This window comes from Nostoc sp. JL34 (assembly GCF_017114945.1).
In the GTDB taxonomy this organism is placed as follows: domain Bacteria; phylum Cyanobacteriota; class Cyanobacteriia; order Cyanobacteriales; family Nostocaceae; genus Nostoc.
The window spans coordinates 31,102-49,010 of record NZ_JABXKQ010000066.1 but is presented as its reverse complement, the minus strand read 5'-3'; the positions used below and the strand labels follow the sequence as shown (position 1 = coordinate 49,010).

The 17,909-nt window shown below is 41.3% G+C and carries 16 protein-coding genes; 7 read left to right on the top strand and 9 right to left on the bottom strand.

Going from position 1 to position 17,909, the window contains the following annotated elements; genetic code table 11:
- Window positions 1-162: 162 nt before the first annotated feature.
- Window positions 163-1,530, top strand: a complete 1,368-nt coding sequence (locus HWQ44_RS13805) for an ATP-binding protein (RefSeq protein ID WP_292719392.1) — start codon at window positions 163-165, stop codon at window positions 1,528-1,530.
- Between the two features lie 44 nt (window positions 1,531-1,574).
- Here the strand turns inward: HWQ44_RS13805 and HWQ44_RS13800 are convergent, their stop codons facing one another.
- The 3 genes from HWQ44_RS13800 to HWQ44_RS13790 form a co-directional block, all read right to left on the bottom strand.
- Window positions 1,575-2,099 (bottom strand): hypothetical protein, encoded by a 525-nt coding sequence (locus HWQ44_RS13800; protein WP_292719390.1) that lies wholly within the window; start codon window positions 2,097-2,099, stop codon window positions 1,575-1,577.
- Window positions 2,100-2,107: 8 nt separating this feature from the next.
- Window positions 2,108-3,517, bottom strand: coding sequence for an AAA family ATPase (locus tag HWQ44_RS13795; RefSeq protein ID WP_292719378.1), 1,410 nt, complete (start codon window positions 3,515-3,517; stop codon window positions 2,108-2,110).
- Window positions 3,518-3,658: 141 nt separating this feature from the next.
- Complete coding sequence (locus HWQ44_RS13790; RefSeq protein WP_292719377.1) at window positions 3,659-4,840, bottom strand: aldo/keto reductase; 1,182 nt, start codon at window positions 4,838-4,840, stop codon at window positions 3,659-3,661.
- 825 nt (window positions 4,841-5,665) lie between these two features.
- Between HWQ44_RS13790 and HWQ44_RS13785 the strand changes: the two genes are divergently transcribed.
- Window positions 5,666-6,436 (top strand): hypothetical protein, encoded by a 771-nt coding sequence (locus tag HWQ44_RS13785; protein ID WP_292719375.1) that lies wholly within the window; start codon window positions 5,666-5,668, stop codon window positions 6,434-6,436.
- Window positions 6,437-6,806: 370 nt separating this feature from the next.
- Here the strand turns inward: HWQ44_RS13785 and HWQ44_RS13780 are convergent, their stop codons facing one another.
- Window positions 6,807-7,661, bottom strand: a complete 855-nt coding sequence (locus HWQ44_RS13780) for a PhnD/SsuA/transferrin family substrate-binding protein (protein ID WP_292719373.1) — start codon at window positions 7,659-7,661, stop codon at window positions 6,807-6,809.
- 181 nt (window positions 7,662-7,842) lie between these two features.
- Between HWQ44_RS13780 and HWQ44_RS13775 the strand changes: the two genes are divergently transcribed.
- Window positions 7,843-8,757 carry a DUF3365 domain-containing protein gene (locus HWQ44_RS13775; RefSeq protein ID WP_292719371.1) on the top strand — a complete coding sequence of 305 codons (915 nt, stop codon included), beginning with the start codon at window positions 7,843-7,845 and terminating at the stop codon, window positions 8,755-8,757.
- Between the two features lie 45 nt (window positions 8,758-8,802).
- Here the strand turns inward: HWQ44_RS13775 and HWQ44_RS13770 are convergent, their stop codons facing one another.
- Both HWQ44_RS13770 and HWQ44_RS13765 read right to left on the bottom strand, forming a co-directional pair.
- Window positions 8,803-10,182: a serine/threonine-protein kinase gene (locus tag HWQ44_RS13770; RefSeq protein WP_292719369.1), complete on the bottom strand. Its 1,380-nt coding sequence runs from the start codon at window positions 10,180-10,182 to the stop codon at window positions 8,803-8,805.
- A gap of 162 nt (window positions 10,183-10,344) precedes the next feature.
- On the bottom strand, window positions 10,345-10,665 hold the full coding sequence (locus HWQ44_RS13765; RefSeq protein ID WP_292719367.1) for a DUF4278 domain-containing protein: 321 nt from the start codon (window positions 10,663-10,665) through the stop codon (window positions 10,345-10,347).
- 311 nt (window positions 10,666-10,976) lie between these two features.
- Here HWQ44_RS13765 and HWQ44_RS13760 point away from each other — a divergent pair, with 311 nt between their 5' ends.
- Entirely contained in the window at window positions 10,977-11,231 is a 255-nt protein-coding gene (locus tag HWQ44_RS13760; protein ID WP_094348386.1) for a hypothetical protein, read from the top strand.
- Between the two features lie 3 nt (window positions 11,232-11,234).
- Entirely contained in the window at window positions 11,235-12,494 is a 1,260-nt protein-coding gene (locus HWQ44_RS13755; protein ID WP_292719522.1) for a murein transglycosylase A, read from the top strand.
- Window positions 12,495-12,617: 123 nt separating this feature from the next.
- Here the strand turns inward: HWQ44_RS13755 and HWQ44_RS13750 are convergent, their stop codons facing one another.
- The 3 genes from HWQ44_RS13750 to HWQ44_RS13740 all read right to left on the bottom strand — a co-directional run bounded on the left by HWQ44_RS13750 (window position 12,618) and on the right by HWQ44_RS13740 (window position 14,851).
- Window positions 12,618-13,487, bottom strand: coding sequence for a DUF5895 domain-containing protein (locus HWQ44_RS13750; RefSeq protein ID WP_292719365.1), 870 nt, complete (start codon window positions 13,485-13,487; stop codon window positions 12,618-12,620).
- Window positions 13,488-13,923: 436 nt separating this feature from the next.
- A complete protein-coding gene (locus HWQ44_RS13745; protein WP_292719363.1) occupies window positions 13,924-14,625 on the bottom strand; it encodes a haloacid dehalogenase type II in 702 nt (233 codons plus the stop codon).
- 130 nt (window positions 14,626-14,755) lie between these two features.
- Complete coding sequence (locus tag HWQ44_RS13740) at window positions 14,756-14,851, bottom strand: hypothetical protein (RefSeq protein ID WP_292719520.1); 96 nt, start codon at window positions 14,849-14,851, stop codon at window positions 14,756-14,758.
- A 107-nt stretch (window positions 14,852-14,958) separates the two neighbouring features.
- Here HWQ44_RS13740 and HWQ44_RS13735 point away from each other — a divergent pair, with 107 nt between their 5' ends.
- Window positions 14,959-16,716 carry a ScyA-related TPP-binding enzyme gene (locus tag HWQ44_RS13735; protein ID WP_292719361.1) on the top strand — a complete coding sequence of 586 codons (1,758 nt, stop codon included), beginning with the start codon at window positions 14,959-14,961 and terminating at the stop codon, window positions 16,714-16,716.
- A 13-nt stretch (window positions 16,717-16,729) separates the two neighbouring features.
- Window positions 16,730-17,869, top strand: coding sequence for a 3-oxoacyl-[acyl-carrier-protein] synthase III C-terminal domain-containing protein (locus tag HWQ44_RS13730; protein WP_292719359.1), 1,140 nt, complete (start codon window positions 16,730-16,732; stop codon window positions 17,867-17,869).
- The last annotated feature ends 40 nt before the right edge of the window (window positions 17,870-17,909 follow it).

Here is a 17,909-nt window from a genome sequence, read left to right as displayed (position 1 = left end):
AGTATATAAAAGTATGGGATGACCTAATACCAGCAGTTATGCAGCATAACTGTGATTTTCAGCAGTAATCAGGGAAATATAAGTTTGATTAACTTTGCAATTATCGCAATGCTTGTTCGGGGTGTTACCAGAAATGTTACTTCCAGGTTAAGGATTGAAAGTATGTTGGCTATACATAGCATGACAAATGCTAATAATCTGAACTTGCGATTAGAGTCTACTTTGCAAGAATTACCACTTTGGTCTGTTTACGTCGAGGCAGATAGTCCAACAAATGATTTGAATATACTATTTAAGCAAGAGCCTTTACTGCCAGGAATTATCCTAGTAAAAAATCATAACTACCTGGGAATGATTTCTCGACAAAGATTTTTTGAACACATGAGCCGTCCTTATAGTTACCCATTATTTTCTAAACGGCCTGTGAGAAATCTGATTAAATTTCTGCAACCAGAGGTGTGTGTAATTTCTGAAGAAAGGCTGATTGTAGAAGCAACTCAAGTAGCCTTGCAGCGAGTATCTCAATTTGTATATGAGCCGATTTTAATAGAAACTCAATTAGGCAGCTATAAGCTACTCGATTTCCATCAGTTACTTTTAGCTTATTCCCAAATTCATATTTTAACATTAGCTCAACTAGAGCAAGTAGAAGAACAATCTAGAATCGCCAAAGTAGGTTTTCGTACCCTGAAGAATAACTATACTCGATTAATTCAGAATGAAAAAATGGCGGCTTTAGGACAACTCGTTGCCGGTATTGCCCACGAAATCAATAACCCTGTCAACTTTATTGCTGGCAACCTTGTTTATGCGCTCAAATACACTCAAGATTTACTGAAATTAATTAGCCTATACCAACACCATTATCCTAGACCAGTGGCAGAAATTAAAACTGCGATCGCAGAACTTGAACTAGAATTTTTAACTGCTGATTTCCTCAAGCTTCTTAATTCTATGAAATTTGGTACTGAGCGTATCCAAGAGATAGTTCTTTCTTTACGCAATTTCTCTCGCCTCGATGAATCTGAGAAAAAGGTAGTTGATATTCATGAAGGGATTGATAGTACTCTAATAATATTACAAAGCCGTCTCATAAATCAGCAAACAGGTCAGATAATTACTATTGATAAAGATTATGGAAATCTCCCTTTAGTAGAATGCTACGCTGGATTAATAAATCAAGTATTTATGAATATTCTAGCAAATGCAATTGATGCTATATTCGAGGGTTTTGAATCACCTTATTCAAATCTAAAATCACCTTTAATTCGTATTCGGACTGAAGTCACAGATAATCAGCAAGTAGTTATTCGCATTGCCGATAATGGTACTGGAATTCCCAAGGATATACAAAAGCGATTATTTGACCCCTTCTTCACCACTAAACCCGTTGGTAAAGGTACTGGATTGGGATTATCCATCAGCTATCAAATTGTTGTGGAAAAACATTGTGGTCAACTGCAATGTATATCTACTGTAAAAGAAGGAACAGAATTTATTATTACAATTCCTGTCGAACTTAATTCATGATAAATTAGTTAAAAAACCTCTCTTTTGGGTGAATAGTAATTGCTCTAGGTTTTTTTGCGAGTACTTCGACGCGTAGGTGCTGGGGTAGCTGGTTCATAAGCCTTGAGTCCCCCATCGCCCGTAAAAATTTCTACTTGGAATGTACTACTGGTTTTGGCGTAATATTCAGCCACCGTCTTAATTGTCGCATCTCCTATAGAAAATTTTCTAGATGCTAGAGTAGGCCATTCAATAGCCAGTTGTTTCAATTGCTCTGAATTCCAAAGTTCACCCACTTGAGTTTCAAAAACTCCCCAAGGTATAACTCCATCTGCTACTTTCACTAAAATATTACCGAAAGCTTGAGCAATTTCATATCGCTTAGAGTTAGCTTGTGCAATGTGATTACCAGTTTCTATAATTGTTGCTATTGGTAGTATAAACTTTGCACCTTGTTTTTCTTCTGCCTGAAAACGGGCTTCAACTCTTTTTTTATCCCATTTATCTTTATCAAAACCACAAGTCTCTTTACCAGGTACACCTAAATAAACGCAAAGTATGGATGTATCAATAATCAAAACCTTTCTCATATTTAACTTTACTTATTATCAGAAAGGCTCTTTTCAATTGCACCTTTAGTTGCTAGTTTACCTAAAGTCCCCGATGCTAACAAAAGAGGAAGATTTTCAATATCTTCTAAAAGAGTAAGTTTGCTTTCTCCAGTTTCTTTATCGCGGTGTGCGACAACCACAAAAGGAACTATCTCCGGGCCTAAAGCATCAAGCAAAGCTGGGTTATGGGTAGTAATTAAAATATCAATTTTTCTTTTGCTGCCAATCTCTCGCAGTATTCTTACAAGTAATTCTGCACGCGACGGATGAAGACCATTATCTATTTCTTCAATTACTAATTGACTACCTTCTGGTCTAGTGAGTAGTGCTGTGAGAATTGCTATAAAGCGGAGAGTTCCATCTGAAATAGTTGTAGCATCTATTAGTTTGATCTCTCCAGGTTTCCATTCTTCTTCACAGTAAAGCATCGCATCAGTTTTAAGTCTTCCAACTGGTTCTGCAAATACTTTTCTAATATCGCCTTCTGGTAAATTCTTGACATAGGCAGATAGCGTTGCTTCTACTTCTGCTTTACGCTCATCAGGTAATGCAGTGAGTACACCAGCTATATTTGATGCGTCACTTTCAAAGACATCAGAGATTAATGAATAATCCCGCATTTTAGAAGGAATTGGATTTACAACAAAAATATTTTCAAGCCTATTAACAACAAATTCATATTCTTTCAGTAATGGATTAATCAATGAATCAATTTCTTTCTCTCTATTATTAAAATGCTCTATAAGTCTTGATTTGACATCTTCTATTAGTTGAATATTTTGGTTGGTAGATGCAATTAGTGATTCTCCATTAGCAAATTTTTTTAATATTTCTATCTCACTATCATTTAAGCTTTTTAATAATGAAGAATTATCAATAATTTTTGTAAACTCTGAATTAATATGATTTTTTGTTTGATTAATTTCATTTTTCAATTCATTGGAAGTAACTAACTCTTTTTTAATGATTGGTAGCAAAGATTTATTAGAAATATATTTTTTATCAAAATCCTGTTTATTGTTATTTTTATTAATTTCCTCTTGAGGCTCTATTATATCTTCCATCAAAATCTGAGTGATAGGTTTGGTTTGTACTGTAATGCTATAAAGGTAATCAGTATTTTCATTCTCTCCCTGAATTAAGGCTTTTAATGTAAACTGAGTTTCAGGTTTAAGTGCAGCCCATTCCACACCACCACGAATAGATGGAAGTATTTTATCTCCTGCTAAAGCTGCTTCAATATTTTCACCCCTAGCAATTCTTTGTAAAAATTCCAAAGCTTCAACCACATTAGATTTACCACTTGCATTTGTCCCAATCAGAACAGTCAACGGGTCAAGTGGAAGCTCGGCATAACGGAAACTTTTCCAATTTTCTAAGATGAGTTGCTTAAGCATGATCAACTCCAAAACTCTTCCTACTTAAATTTAGCTCCTACCAGTAGCGATCGCACAAGGTCTTTTATTCTTCGACATCTCATAGCATAGCCAGCAGATAGAGTAAAAAATTGCTTAATTACTCTATCTAAAACTTCACACTTATTGCTGAGATAAACGCCGCACTTCTTCACCCACCAACATCTGATGGGCTTGTGCCAAAACTTTTGGTATTTTATCGGCGTGGGGATTGCAGGCAAGAGATTGCCGCAAGTCTAATTCGTCTAGCCGATCAGCTTTGTTGCCAGGAAACCAATCATTGCCATTACCCAGCAGGTTGTAGCGCATTTTAGCATACTCTACCAAGTCGTAAGCGATCGCTAGATTCCGCAGCCACAAAATCACCCGAATATTGATCTCACCAGGGATTTCGTTAAAGGTTGGTAGATTTGTCTGCCAAGATTTTACCCAATCTTCTCCCAAAGTAGCGATCGCTTCTTCTTCCAACCTTGCTAAAATTGGTGGCAAAATTGACGATGCTCGATCTAGTAATTCTAAAGTCTTCAGGTGTTCATCAAAATCTTGTGGTTTGGCTGCTCCCAAGCTGAGAGTATGCACCTCTGGGTGACTCAGACAAAACAAATCATTAAACACCATTGGACTCAAAGGGGCGCAAAGATTTACTAATTTTTGTGGAGGTTCATACAATAAACCTCCTTTATTAGATGGGCTAATGATAAACACCCCCATATCGTGGCGTTTAGCTGCTTCAATTGCCGCCCAATTCCATTGATTAATGTAGTACCAATGCAGGTTCACATAATCAAATTGATTGGTATTAATTGTCTGCACAATTAACTCGGTTGAACCATGTGTAGAAAAGCCAATAAATCTGACTTTTCCTTCAGCTTGCAACTGCTGCGCTACTTCTAAACAGCCTCCAGGACGAATACTGTAATCTAAAGACTCAGCATGATTGATGCCGTGCAACCCTAAAAGATCAACATAATCTAGCTGAAGATTTTTCAATGATTGTTCAAATGTCTCACGGAATTCTTTCGCATCTGCCTTGGGGTTGATTTTGGTCTGAACAATCAACTTTTCGCGGGGAAATTGGGGTAGAACTCTTCCCAATTGCATTTCGGAAGTACCATAACCACGAGCAGTTTCAATATGATTAATCCCAACCTCAATTGCCCTTCTAATAGTCGCTTCGAGATTCGCCTGGTTATCAGCAGGAATTTCGTTATTGGGAACATCCTGCCATTTGAACTGATATCTCATGCCACCGCAGGAAAACACTGGCATCTGTAATTCTGTACGTCCAAATCGTCTATATAGCATCAGTGGATTATGGATTGCTTATCAACTTAAAATCTAACAACGACAGCCATTCGAGCTTTTAGTGCCACAATAATTACCTCTGTTCAATCTGTGACACAAGCAAGATTCATCGCATTATCAAATCGGTCAGGTCTTTTGGTTATTGAACTGTGACCAATATTCCAGTTCCACAGAGTCATTATCTCATCCTATAGCAATTCCATTTGATTCCTGAATTTACTTGCGTGGGCAGGAAACAGGGAATGCGCGAATCTCCTCTGTTCAACAATCACAACCTGATTATTAGCTAAAGTTTGCACAATTGACACTCCCACAACTGTCCAAATATCGTGCAAGCGCTCATTTAGACAAAAATCCGTAGGATTGATGAATCAAAGGGGTTCTAGTGAATTTACCCTCAGCAAGCATGGTAAAGTTTAGTTGCAAACAAAATCTCTCCCATCTAGAAGTGATAATTTAATAGATGAAGCTACTAAATAAGCTTCCCTGGCAGATATAACAGCTGCATTTGGTTGGAATGTAGTAAGAGGTAAAAGACGCTGTTTAATTTACATCTGTCTCGTGAAAACACAGCAACACCCAACGCGAAAACTGCTATTTCCTCAAATATGGAAGATTAGGGGGCGCTGTAACTCATTTTCATGACTTGTTTAGACAAGCGATGAAAGTTAGTACATCCCCGACTCGGATAAACAAGGAGAGGAGATAGTTCAGCGAGTAGAGGTTTGGGTGTTGTTGTGTTTAAAGAGAAGTCTGAAATTGTGACTCCTCTGGGTGTAAGATTATACTAAGTTGAATAGCGAGAAACAGTTTAAATAGCGCCTTATGTCAATTATTGCGCTCAGAGCGTGGTATCTACAGGATTATGAGCCGATTCCAGAACTGGAAAAACGTCCGCCAGACATTCGCTTAAGCAAAAAAAGTCTGCTGAAATCAGCATTGCGAGCAGACTTTTTGGAAGAGAGTGATGAGGTTAAGAAATCAACTTGGTTTGGGCGCTATCTGGAAGGGGAAAATATTGAATTTTATATTGAAGGTAGTGGTGGTTATTGCGTCTCTAATATTGACTTAATTAGTCATGAAATTTATTTCACCAAGCAGGCGGTGTTGGCTCAGTTAGAACCAACGATTTTTTTATCATATCAAACTGAGTATGCCGCAGCGAGAAATGTTCTTAAAGAAGAACTGCGAAAAAGTTTGGATAGTTTGAACTTGCGATCGCGCCTTCCCCTAACATTAATAGAATCCTCTCGTCCCAGTGGTGCGCCTCTACGAATTAACCGCACGATCCTGCGAAAAATCCGTAAGAGTTTGTTATTTATCGCTGATACCACGCCCATTGCTAGTATTGATGGTAAAGAAACCCCCCAATTAATTCCCAGTCCAAGTGTCTGTATTGAGATTGGCTATGCTATCCAAAGTAAGCGGTCTGAACAGATTTTACTAGCGCAAATGCAACGCCCAGAATTTGAAGGGCAATTTTCCTTCGACTTACCCACACAGCAAATTTTGCAATTCCAAGACACCACAGAACTGAATAAAATTCTGACAGGAACGATTGAAAATCAGCTAGCACGATTCAAATTGTTTTTTTGAGCAAGATAATATTATTTACCAAAAATCCAACTCTAGCACTCCTAAAACATTCGTGAGAGTCGCCTCATTGAGGCTCTGAAACTGCAAACTCTATTTTTAGACTTGCTATTCAGAGCTTTTTATGTTTAGAGTTTTTTGGAATTATTTCTTTCTATCCTGATCTATTGGTAACATCTAAGCCTCGAAAACCTAACCCCCCAGCCCCCATTCCCTACAAGGGAAGGGGGGTTTCAAAGCCTCTTGACCTTTCGGGGAGAGGAATGGAAGCGGGGTTTTGAGTATACTTTACAACTTTTCAAACAACCTCTGAGAGTACAGGTAAGGGGATGTGAATAATGTTTAGAATACTTAGAGTAATACTTCAAGTTGATTAAAATAAACGAACAGGTTTAGTTTGCAGTTTGGAACTAATCGAGCTTACCCGATCAACCACAGAAATCATGTATTTGTAATCTGGTACTTGTCCATTGGGTACATACCCCACTTCTTGAGCTAAACCTGAAGGCGAATCACTCATCACTTTGCGGATAAACTCTTGACGATTACGTTCTACATTTGGCCCAATCAAAACCACACCTAATGGTACATAGTGAGGGTCTTTAAATAGTACGCGGAATTCAGTTGGGGCCAACTGGGAACCGTAGAGACTCAATTCCGCCTCCGAGACAGCACAGGCGATCGCTTTTCCTTGTGCGACCGATTCCAGTGCGGCTTTAGGTGTGGGTGCAAACAGGATGTCAGCTAGTGTTGTACCATAAAGATTGTAAAGAGGAAAATAATATCCTGTTGCTGAACCTAACTGACCTAAAGCCACTATTTGACCTTGTAACTGTTTCAAGTCGGTTATTGGACTTTCTTTGCGAACAACGAAAATTGAACGCAAATTATTAATCCCTATTAAAGGAAATAGGGGAATATATTGGTAGCGTGCGATCGCAATAGCCGCTAAACCAGGTGGAGCAAATACCAATGACCAAGCACGAGCCTCAAGGCGCTCAACCGCTCTATTTTCGTTAAAAGCAGGCTCTAGCTGAATATATGCATTTGTCTTTTCACCCAAGTAGTTATTAAATTTAGCATATTGGTTAATTATCTGTTCGCCTCCACCATAGTTGATAACACCAATAGTTAACGCGCCCTCAAACTCTTTTCGTGGTTGGCAAGCAGCAAATGTCAAACCTAGCAGATTAAACAGAAATAAACGACGGGGAAATCGCAAAAACATCACTTATTATGGTTAAGAAAGTAACTTGGCTTTCAGGACTAATTGAGATAAGTTAGACTGCTACCTAAGTAGGTTATATTACAGCAAACAATTAATATTTATTTAAATATTGTTGAGATGCTTTCTAACAGGTATAAATAAATATTAGACAAACTCAGATACCACCTTCCTTGCTTAGGTTATGTTGAACAACATTACGTTAAAAAACTTAAAAATAGGTGCTAAATTTAACTTACTTTTAATATTAGTTTTCATAGTCAGTATTTTAGGAAGTGGCATTGCCTTATCCAGTGTACTTCAGGGGAGAGCGCAAAATGAAGTAACTTCTCAAGCGCAGATTTTGATCCAAATGGTGAACGCAGTTAGAGATTATACACAAAATCGCATAGATCCCCTATTAGAACCTAGACTAGATACTAACCCAACATTCATGCCTGAAGTAGTACCAACTTTTTCCTCTAAAGAGGTTTTTGAGAATTTTCGGAAAAAGCCGGAATTTAAAAACTTTTTTCATAAAGATGCAACACTTAATCCAACTAATTTAGCGGATAAAGCTGATAATTTTGAAACTAAACTTGTCGAGCGTTTTCGCAACGAACCCAAGACTATAGAAATTACAGGCTTTCGTAACTTGTCAGAAAGCGAAGTATTTTACATTGCGCGACCACTAAAAATTACACAACAGAAATGTCTGCGATGTCATTCTACACCAGATCAGGCTCCTAAGACTCAGTTGGTAAATTATGGTTCGGAAAATGGTTTTGGCTGGCAACTCAATCAGATTGTTTCTGCCCAAATAATCTCTGTTCCTTCTGAAGATATTTTTGCCAATGCAAAACGGACTTGGATATTGATAATGGGACTTTTAATTACTATTTTTGCGATCGTAGTTTTCTTAATTAACTTCTTAATCAAAAAATATGTAATTCAGCGGATCAGAAAAATAGAAAAAATAGCCCAAAAAGTTAGCATTGGTGATATGAGCGCTGATTTTGAAGAAAGTTCCAATGATGAAATTGGCGGTTTAGCAGAAGCATTTAATCGGATGAAAGCTAGCTTAAGAATAGCTATGGAGATGCTGAATAACCAAAACTAATACTATTTTATATTTGGGATTATCAAGGAGTCGTAAGTTAAAAAATCAAGAGAGGAGGCGTTGCTGAAATTGTAAAGCTTTCTGAGGTTCGGGAATTTGTGATGCTAAAATTTTCACAAATTCTGCACGAGAAATTTGTCCAGAAGATTTAACAGCTTTTTGGACTAGAAACTTAGCTATTGGCCCAATTAAATTAGCTAATTCCCATTCACACTGATGCACAAAGCTATCACTGATTACTTGAGGTTCTAGGCTTGGTAAATTATTTAACTTAATTTCCGACTTAGTAGTGAATTCTTGTAGTAGAGTAGGTTTCTCTAAGAGAAACATTGTTTTCTTCTTAAAATCAATTTGTTGATTTCCTCGAAGATGAAAGGCCAATTGACTAATTAATTCTTCAAAATTGAGCGCTGATGCTGCAACTTGTCGTAGTAATCTTGAGGCAACTGGGCCGACAAATTCTAAAAGAATCGTTTCCAAGCGGTTGTAATTTTCCGCAGACAGGATAAAAGCAGGCGGATACCCAATTGAGTTTTGTTGAGAAAGTGAAGCTTGAGACGGTTGTGTAAAAGATAGTAGTTGAAGTGATTGCGCTTCAACTTTAGTATCGAGATGCTTAAGCACCTGGAGAACTTCACCCGCAGACTGATAGCGCTGTTTAAAGTGGTGTAGCACCATCTTAGATAGCACAGATGCCAACTCAGAACTGACGTTAGCTTGATGCTGCCAAGAAATTTCTCCTGTATCTGGGTCTTCCTCAAAGTTTATAGGATGTAGCCCCGTTAGTGATTGAATACCAATAATCCCCAAAGAATAAATATCGCTATTGGGGCGGGGCTTACCTTGCCCCTGTTCTGTAGACATATATCCTGGGGTGCCAATAATAATAGTAGCCCCCGTGTGCCCTGGAATTGTCAGCAGTTGAGTTTGGACTTGTTTGACAGCACCAAAGTCAATCAGAACTAACTTGCCATCTTGTTGCCGCCTGATTATATTGTCCGGCTTGATATCTCGATGGATAACGTTGTGGCTGTGAATAAATTGCAGAATACCCAAAACCTGTTGGAGAAGTTCAATTACTCGATCTTCTGTCCAAGGTTGATTAGGGAACAGTTCCGCTTTCAGAGTATGCCCTTCAATGAACTCTTGTACCAAGAAGAACTCTTGGTTGTCTTCAAAATAGGCTAAAAGCCGAGGAATTTGGTCATGGTTGCCCAGTTGTTCTAGTGTTTCTGCCTCACTGCTAAATAGCCGTCTAGCAGTTTCGAGAAATTCAGGGCTACGAGTGACGGGCTTAAGGTGTTTGACAACGCATTTCGGGAAACCTGGCCGATGAGTATCTTGGGCTATGTAGGTTTGACCGAATCCACCTCCACCTAAAACTTGGAGGACTTGGTAACGTCCATCTAATAATTGTCCTAACATTGTGTCACAAGCCTTAAGTCCTCAAATTAATCTTGGCACAACTACCAGCTTTAGCAAGGTTTGTTGAGACAGAAAGTAGGTAGGTAATGCTAAAATCTCAAGGTTTGAGGATTGTGCTATAAGTTTATGACTCAGTAGACTCAAAATCGGCTTGCAGCCATATTATTGTTGAAGCTTTAATTCCTCAGAAATCGGCAGTACCTCAACTTTTGAAGTAGTTGTTGGTTGAGAGACTGCGCTAACTTCTCCTAGTGGAGTTTTATTTACAAAGTAAGTGATTCCCCGAAAGCTCAATTTATAAGCTACTGGTAGAGGAACTTGAGCCGATTTAGAATTTGGATCAACATGATAGTTAACACCACGGTACATCAGATTATAAGCTGGCCCAATCTGAGGAACTGGTCGAAATGGCTGTTCTGTTTTTTTGCTGCTAACTTTGTTTAGATCGTATTCATAGCTCAGACCACGATAGTAAAGTTTCATAATTTTCGCTTCCTGAATAACTGTTGTTCAACGATTGCAATGAGTTATCAGAGGTTGATTGGAGAGTTATGCAAGAGCTAATGTAAAGTTACACTTTTTAAGGAACTGGTTAAAGGATTAGGCGTCTAAAGTGAAGAGTCATTGGAGATTGGGGATTTGGGACTGGGGACTAGGGACTGGGCAATAATCAATAGTTTTTTTTCCCTGCTTCCCCTGCTCCCCTGCTCTTAACCTCCCGTATGCTTACCCTTTTCATTCGGGGGTTACGTGGTTAACAATGGGTTGAATGTTTTTTTAAATGATTCAACTTTATGGCTAGAACCGCAAATGAATATGCCGTATACATCCTACTGGAAAGCGGCCACCGAGAAGAAGTACGTTTTCCTACTATTCAAGAGTTTCAGAAATGGTATAGCGGCGAACTTGTGCCAAAATCTGCTTCTAATGACTTTATTAGCGTGCCGATCAAAAATATTCAAGGGGAATATATGGTAGTACGCCCTTCTCGGATCGTGGCAATCCGGGTAGAACCCATTTTTAGTTCCAGTGTTGAAAGATTCAACTAAATGATGAGAAAAACCCTTGCTTTGCTTTCCTTGAGTCTAGGAATTGCCCTCGTAAACCCTCTCTGGTCGGCTGTTGCTCAGGTTCCTAACTTACTGCCGTTGCCAGTACCGACTTCTCCTGATCTCCCGCCTTTGCCAGTACCAATCACTCCTGAAATCACGCCGCCGCTAAAACCAATCGCCATAGGAAGCGATTGTGCGCTCCGGCAGAGTTGCTTGGGTTGGGATGAGCAAATTTGGGGTCAAAGAGGTAAAACAGGCGATCGCAATGCGTTGTTGGCTTCCATTGATAACAGTCTGCTTTACCTAACAAAGGGTGAGGCGATCGCAGCATATCAAAATTATCCAGTTAAGGAAATCACTCTCGATCGCGTCCGTCGGAGTTTGCTGCGTTTCCGCCAACTGGTTGTCAGTTCTAAGTCACCAGCGCAACTACAAGCCGCTGTCCGCCGTGAGTTTGTCTTCTACCAGTCTGTGGGCAACGATGGCAAGGGTACTGTTAAATTCACTGCTTACTACGAACCTGTTTACACCGCTAGCCGGGTCAGAACTTCAGTATACAAGTATCCTCTTTATCGGCTACCACCTGATTTCAGCCAATGGACTAAACCCCACCCAAAACGAATTGATTTGGAAGGGAAGGATGGTTTAAAAGGGAATAAGAGCAAGTTGCGCGGTTTAGAACTGCTTTGGTTTCGCGATCGCTTTGACGCATACATGGTACATATCCAAGGTTCTGCCCAAATTAAATTAACTAATGGCAAAACAACATCAGTTGGCTATGCAGGTGGAACTGATTACCCTTGGACTAGCATCGGCAAAGAACTAGCGAAAGATGGCAAACTGCCACTGTCAGGATTGACTATGCCACGGATGATTAGTTACTTCCGAGGAAAGCCGCAGGAGTTGAACAATTATCTGCCGCGCTGGGAACGATTTATTTTCTTCCAAGAAACTGGCGGTACCGGAGCTAGAGGCAGTATTCATGTGCCAGTGACAGCAGAGCGATCCATTGCTACAGATAAGTCTCTCATGCCACCGGGAGCGCTAGCACTGATTTACAACTCATTTCCCTATCCTGCCAGTGGTGGCAAACTAGAGAATCGTACCGTCAGCCGCTTTGTGCTTGATCAGGATACCGGAAGTGCCATCAAAGGCCCGGGACGGGTGGATTATTTCATGGGGTCTGGTAAACTAGCAGGCGATCGCGCTGGCATCACAGGCGGTAATGGTTCACTATATTATTTGCTGCTCAAAGAATAGTTATTGGGCAGAAGAGGCAGAAGAGGCAGAGGGGCAGGGGGCAGGGAGCAAGGGGGAGAATTAAAATTACCTCTTTCTTTCCCCTCTACTCCCCAATCCCCAATCCCCAATCCCCAATCCCACCTAATACGGCGGATAAGCAAAATCATCTTCATCAGCATAAACGTAAGAGTTGGAAACTCCTGCCATTGCCAATTTAGGTGTTTCTGATTTTACAGGTTCCTTCCCAAAATCTTTGTATTCTTCAAAAGTCTTACAAATCATTGCAGACTCAAGAGAATCGGAAGCAATTAAGTATTGTGTTAAAGTCCCTACCGTAGGATGTTTGTAGTCCACAGTTGAAGCTACTAAAACTGTATTTGGTTCAATACCTCTTTCTTCACACTCAATTATGGGGCAGAAAATCCCGTGAGCATGGAATAAAGGGCCTTTTGGTGTCAAGGGTTGCTTGCGGTATACAGCATAAGCTTTTTCTAGTTCAGCAACGAATCCACTAACTACTTTGCCTTGTTGATTTTCACTGTAGGTTTTGCTGAAACTCGCTCCTGCGGCACCATTAAGAGTTAGTTGTAATGGTGATTCATGTAAAAACTTTTTATTCTCACCCACTATAAAAATTAGATAGCGAGTAAAGGTTTTAAATTTAAGTTTGTCTGCTAAAAAAGCATCATAATTCTCTTTGAGTGTACCCAGTTTTAGACCACTTTCCCGGTCTTTGACAGACAATGGCCCCCGACGCACTAAAACCAAGTGTGGGGTAGTGCTAATAAAGACCGTTTCGACTCCAGAGCTAAATTCATGCTCCACTTGCTGCCAATTATCATCTGGCACAAAGCCGACAGCATTAGCATTATCTAGCTTAATCGCCAAACCGTGGGATTGCATACCATCTGTGCCATACCGAGGATTAATCATCTGACACCAAGGGATGACTTGAGAAGGCGGTGCATTGAATTTATCGTCTTCAAAGTCGAAATTAGCAGATGCTTTCATCGTTTTAGGCTATCAAAGTGTTTTATTAAACAAGTTTATCCAGAAAAGCAGTTCGAGCTTACGGAAAACTGCTCTCTGCTTCAGTAAAGCGATCGCTAGCGAGCTTGCGGTTTAAGACTACCACTGTTGCGTCAGCTTCCCACAGGGTACAGATTTGTCAGTGGTTCCAAATTATCCGGGGTTGAATTCCCAACTAGAAGTGCTCCTTTTGCCTGCTGTTTTCTGCCTCTTGCCTCCTTCAACGGCAGGGCGCTTGATCCTGGGGAGCCAGAAGCAAAGCGTTGGTACGAGCGTCACCCGTTCCTTATGCGTCGCTTTCAAACTGGCATAGTAGCTTTTCTAGAGTAAGACAGAATGAATCTATGTTGCAATCCCTATTTCATTTTCTAACGAGAGATCCTTATGGAAACAGTCTTGGAAACTCAGCACTTATTGCTCAGTATTGTTTCGGTGAACTCAAAGCAGCGAGAGTTTTTAAATCAGGTGCTTCTAAGTCTGGTTGACTTACTGCCGACTCTGTGGTATTTAATTTTGAGTCTGCTCTCCGGTTTACCCAAACTGTTGATAGTCCCAGAGATTTGGCTGTAACGATATCGTGATATACACTAGCAGCAACGTGTAATATCTGCTTTAGCGGCAAATCAATTCTCTTAATAGCCAGTCTGAAGTTGTTTAAAGAAGGTTTGTAGCTTTTTGCCTGTTCTGCTGTGATTATCTGGTCAAATTTTACCTCCAAGTGCTTTGCGGAGAAAGCAAAGAGATCGTCATCTACATTTGAGATAATTGCCAGCTTAAACTTTTGCTTTAAAACTCTAAGTGCCTCAACTGTGTCGGGGAAAGGCAGCCAATACTGAATAGAATCCGCAAGTAAATTGAGTTCGTCAGCAGTTGGCTCAAAGCCAAATCGCTCACCAAATTTCTGGACTACTCTCTTCAAAACTTCTCGATATTTGATATATTCTCCTTTTTCAAGTTCTGCTTCAAACTCAGCAAAAATTTCGAGAATTTGCTTGTCATCTAAATTAGTGTTGTGTGTCAGCAGCAGTGGCTTTAGCACCCCCAAGATGCCATTTTCCCAATCAATCAGGGTTCCGTAACAATCAAATGTTAAAGCCTTATATTGATTTAGTTCAATCACTTTTTTATACTCCAGAGCTTGATTAATAGTGTTCAGTTTTCACAAACTAAAATATGGGTTCACCCATCTGCGTTGGCGCAGGCCGCCGCAGGCATTGCTACATCCGCTGTTCTTGAAGTCTCTGAACCTTCTAGATCAGAGCAACGCGGAACTTATCGGCTGCTAAAAAATTGCCAAGGTGAACCGCGAGGGTCGTTTTCCCGTTACCACCTGCGTTAGAGAGCAGTGCTAACCGAAGTTATATGGGCGTTATCCAAAAAAATTGATATTGCTAGGTTTAGCGTGTGGGATAATATTATCCCACAGGGGAAATCATTCCTAAGTATAGTTTGTATGGATGTTAAGTTTCAGGATACACAAGCAAATACCACTGAACAATCAAATTCAACTAAACGGTTACTTGATAGCAAGCCATCTGTAACTTTTTCGGTAGCAGAGGCAGTGGTAAAAATCCTGGGAGATATGGGAGTGCAGTATGCCTTTGGTGTATCTGGAGGCGCGCTCGCCCCAGTGTGGGCTGCGTTACACCAAAGTTCCATCCAGGTGCTGCACTTTCGCCACGAAGCTGGCGCAGCTTTTGCAGCGATTGAGGCGTATTTTGCTAGCGATCGCCCAGTTGTGGTATTCACTACTACAGGGCCGGGGATCACCAATGCTTTGACAGGGTTGTTAGCTGCCCGTTGGGAGGGTGCTAAGGTGATTTTCGTGTCAGCTTCCACCTCAGCACCACAGCGGGGCCGGTGGGCTTGCCAAGAAACTAGCACCTACACAATGCCGAGCGCAGGTATTTTCACTTCGGGGCAAATATTCCATTATGCAACAACCCTCGAATCCAGCGATGAACTCACAGAGGTTTCTCGAAGGCTTGCCCTTGGACTAGAACAACCAGGAGGATTCGTAGCTCATATAAGTATTCCTACAAATATCCAGACAAGTTCACTAAAAACATCATTGCCACGAGTAACTCTGTCTCACAGTGTAGCAACAGTAACTGAGGAAACAATCGCAGAATGTGTCCGGTTACTCTCTGAGGGGCCGTTTGCCATTTGGGTTGGTTTCGGGGCACGGGGTGCTGCAAAAGAGATTCGCCAGCTTGCCGAGAAGACAGGGGCTGCCGTAATGTGCTCACCGCGAGGTAAGGGCATCTTTCCTGAAGACCATCCTCAGTTTGTAGGCGTCACCGGCTTTGGTGGGCATGAGTCGGTTTTGAGGTACATGCAGGAGCAGCGTCCAAGACGCGTGCTGGTGCTAGGAACACGCCTTGGTGAATTTACCTCATTCTGGAACCCTGTGATGATCCCCAGGCGCGGCTTTTTGCATGTTGACATAGACCCAAAGGTACCAGGAACCGCATATCCATCTGTTGAGACGTTTGCCGTGCACTCCGATGTGAGACTTTTTGTGAAGGCGCTACTGAGATGTTTTCCAGAGGGTCTTAGTCTGTCAACACCCCTGTCACTACCGAGACCCGTACATAATGTCGTTCATCGACGCATGGGTGATCGAGTCCTACCCAATATATTGATGAATGTAATTCAACAGTTAATCGTTGAAGGAAGTGATGCATTGGTGATGGCTGAGGGTGGAAACTCATTTGCTTGGGCAATTAACTTACTGCAATTTGCAAAACCAGGACGTTTTCGTGCCAGCACAGGGTTTGCGGCTATGGGTCATACTACCACTGGTGTCGTTGGTGCTGCGTTAGCACGCCGAGGTAAAGCCGTCGCCATTGTTGGAGATGGTGCTATGCTCATGCTTAATGAGGTAAACACTGCGGTCAAATATCAAGCTCCTGCCGTCTGGGTTGTACTCAACGACGGGCGCTACAATATGTGCGAACATGGGATGATGTATCTAGGCTTCCAGGGCGTAGATGCAACGATTCCCCAGGTGGATTTCGCCAAGGTTGCTCAAGGGATGGGAGCTGATGGTATCCGTATTGAAAGGGAGTACGACATTCAAGCGGCGCTAGAGAAAGCTATGACATCGCCTAGTCCGTTTGTTGTTGATGTACTCATCGAATCTACCAGCCCTGCACCAATAGGAAACCGTCTCGATAGTCTGATTTGGCAAGGTGCTACGAATTATTGAGAGGAGATAAGTTATGGTAGATTACCCAGTAGGTATTCGCTCAATTGCACTGAGTTTTCCGAGTGTTAGACGGACTAACGATTATTATAGAGAAAAATACCCTGAGTTAATTGCTCAAGCAGAGCAAAAAAGCTTGGCGAGGATGTTTTCGCTCGCAGGCTCCACTCCCAGCAACGAGTTTGACTTAGAAATGATGCCATATCTGTCAGACCCCTTTCGTGGCACTGTTGAGCGATGGGTACTTGGTAGTGGTGAGTCTTCACTGACCTTAGAGGAACGCGCAGCAAGGGATGCCCTCGAAGCAGCGAAGCTCTCCGCCAAAGACGTTGATCTCATGATTGTCGCTTCTGTATGGCCTGAACAAATCGGACTTGGTGATGCAGCTTTCCTTGCCCGTCAACTTAGCCTAGAAGGTGCTGCATGGAATCTTGATGCAACATGCGGCAGTACACCTATTGCGCTTCAAACCGCCTGTGCCCTGGTAAGAGCAGGAGAGTACCGTAACGTGTTGGTAGTTATCTCATGTACATACTCTCGCTTTTTCGACGAGGACGATACTATGTCATGGTTCCTTAGTGATGGTGCCGGAGCTTTCGTGGTTGGTTCACTAGAATTGAATCAGGGAATCCTTGGCACAAAGACCATTCATGCTGGTGAGTTGTGTAATGTAGTTTTTCCTAAACTGACGACGGACGCGCAAGGCAATCCACAGCTTCGCATGAAGCTATGCAAAGAAGCGAACAAGGTGACTCGTGAAACAGCCGTGGGGTTTCTGCGTACATGCTGTGAGGGTGCTATGGTCGCGGCCGGTGTTACACTCAAGCAAATAGACTTTTTTATTTTCAATACATCTACTGCTTGGTTTGCAAGCTTCTGCATCCGCGTTCTGGGCATTGACCCAGAACGGACGATCAATCTCTATTCTAAATATGCAAACATTGGGCCAGTACTTACTGTGGTCAATATGTACTATGCTGCAAAATTGGGCAAGATTCGCGAAAATGATCTGGTTCTCGTCTATGGCTTCGGTGCAGCTGGTGCTATTGCTGCAAACGTGATGCGCTGGGGCAATGTAGCGCTAGGTTCTGACCCTCTTGAAAGCTCTAAATCAGCAAAAAAAAGCTCTCAAGAAAAGAGTGAAATTTCTTTTTAAGGAAATTTTTACAAGGTTAAAACTAGATTAGGGAATTAAC

Bases quoted from the DNA above. Each gene is read 5' to 3' on its own strand.
- HWQ44_RS13805 (WP_292719392.1), top strand. From the start codon at position 163: ATGTTGGCTATACATAGCATGACAAATGCTAATAATCTGAACTTGCGA.
- HWQ44_RS13800 (WP_292719390.1), bottom strand. From the start codon at position 2,099: ATGAGAAAGGTTTTGATTATTGATACATCCATACTTTGCGTTTATTTA.
- HWQ44_RS13795 (WP_292719378.1), bottom strand. From the start codon at position 3,517: ATGCTTAAGCAACTCATCTTAGAAAATTGGAAAAGTTTCCGTTATGCC.
- HWQ44_RS13790 (WP_292719377.1), bottom strand. From the start codon at position 4,840: ATGCTATATAGACGATTTGGACGTACAGAATTACAGATGCCAGTGTTT.
- HWQ44_RS13785 (WP_292719375.1), top strand. From the start codon at position 5,666: ATGTCAATTATTGCGCTCAGAGCGTGGTATCTACAGGATTATGAGCCG.
- HWQ44_RS13780 (WP_292719373.1), bottom strand. From the start codon at position 7,661: ATGTTTTTGCGATTTCCCCGTCGTTTATTTCTGTTTAATCTGCTAGGT.
- HWQ44_RS13775 (WP_292719371.1), top strand. From the start codon at position 7,843: ATGTTGAACAACATTACGTTAAAAAACTTAAAAATAGGTGCTAAATTT.
- HWQ44_RS13770 (WP_292719369.1), bottom strand. From the start codon at position 10,182: ATGTTAGGACAATTATTAGATGGACGTTACCAAGTCCTCCAAGTTTTA.
- HWQ44_RS13765 (WP_292719367.1), bottom strand. From the start codon at position 10,665: ATGAAACTTTACTATCGTGGTCTGAGCTATGAATACGATCTAAACAAA.
- HWQ44_RS13760 (WP_094348386.1), top strand. From the start codon at position 10,977: ATGGCTAGAACCGCAAATGAATATGCCGTATACATCCTACTGGAAAGC.
- HWQ44_RS13755 (WP_292719522.1), top strand. From the start codon at position 11,235: ATGAGAAAAACCCTTGCTTTGCTTTCCTTGAGTCTAGGAATTGCCCTC.
- HWQ44_RS13750 (WP_292719365.1), bottom strand. From the start codon at position 13,487: ATGAAAGCATCTGCTAATTTCGACTTTGAAGACGATAAATTCAATGCA.
- HWQ44_RS13735 (WP_292719361.1), top strand. From the start codon at position 14,959: ATGGATGTTAAGTTTCAGGATACACAAGCAAATACCACTGAACAATCA.
- HWQ44_RS13730 (WP_292719359.1), top strand. From the start codon at position 16,730: ATGGTAGATTACCCAGTAGGTATTCGCTCAATTGCACTGAGTTTTCCG.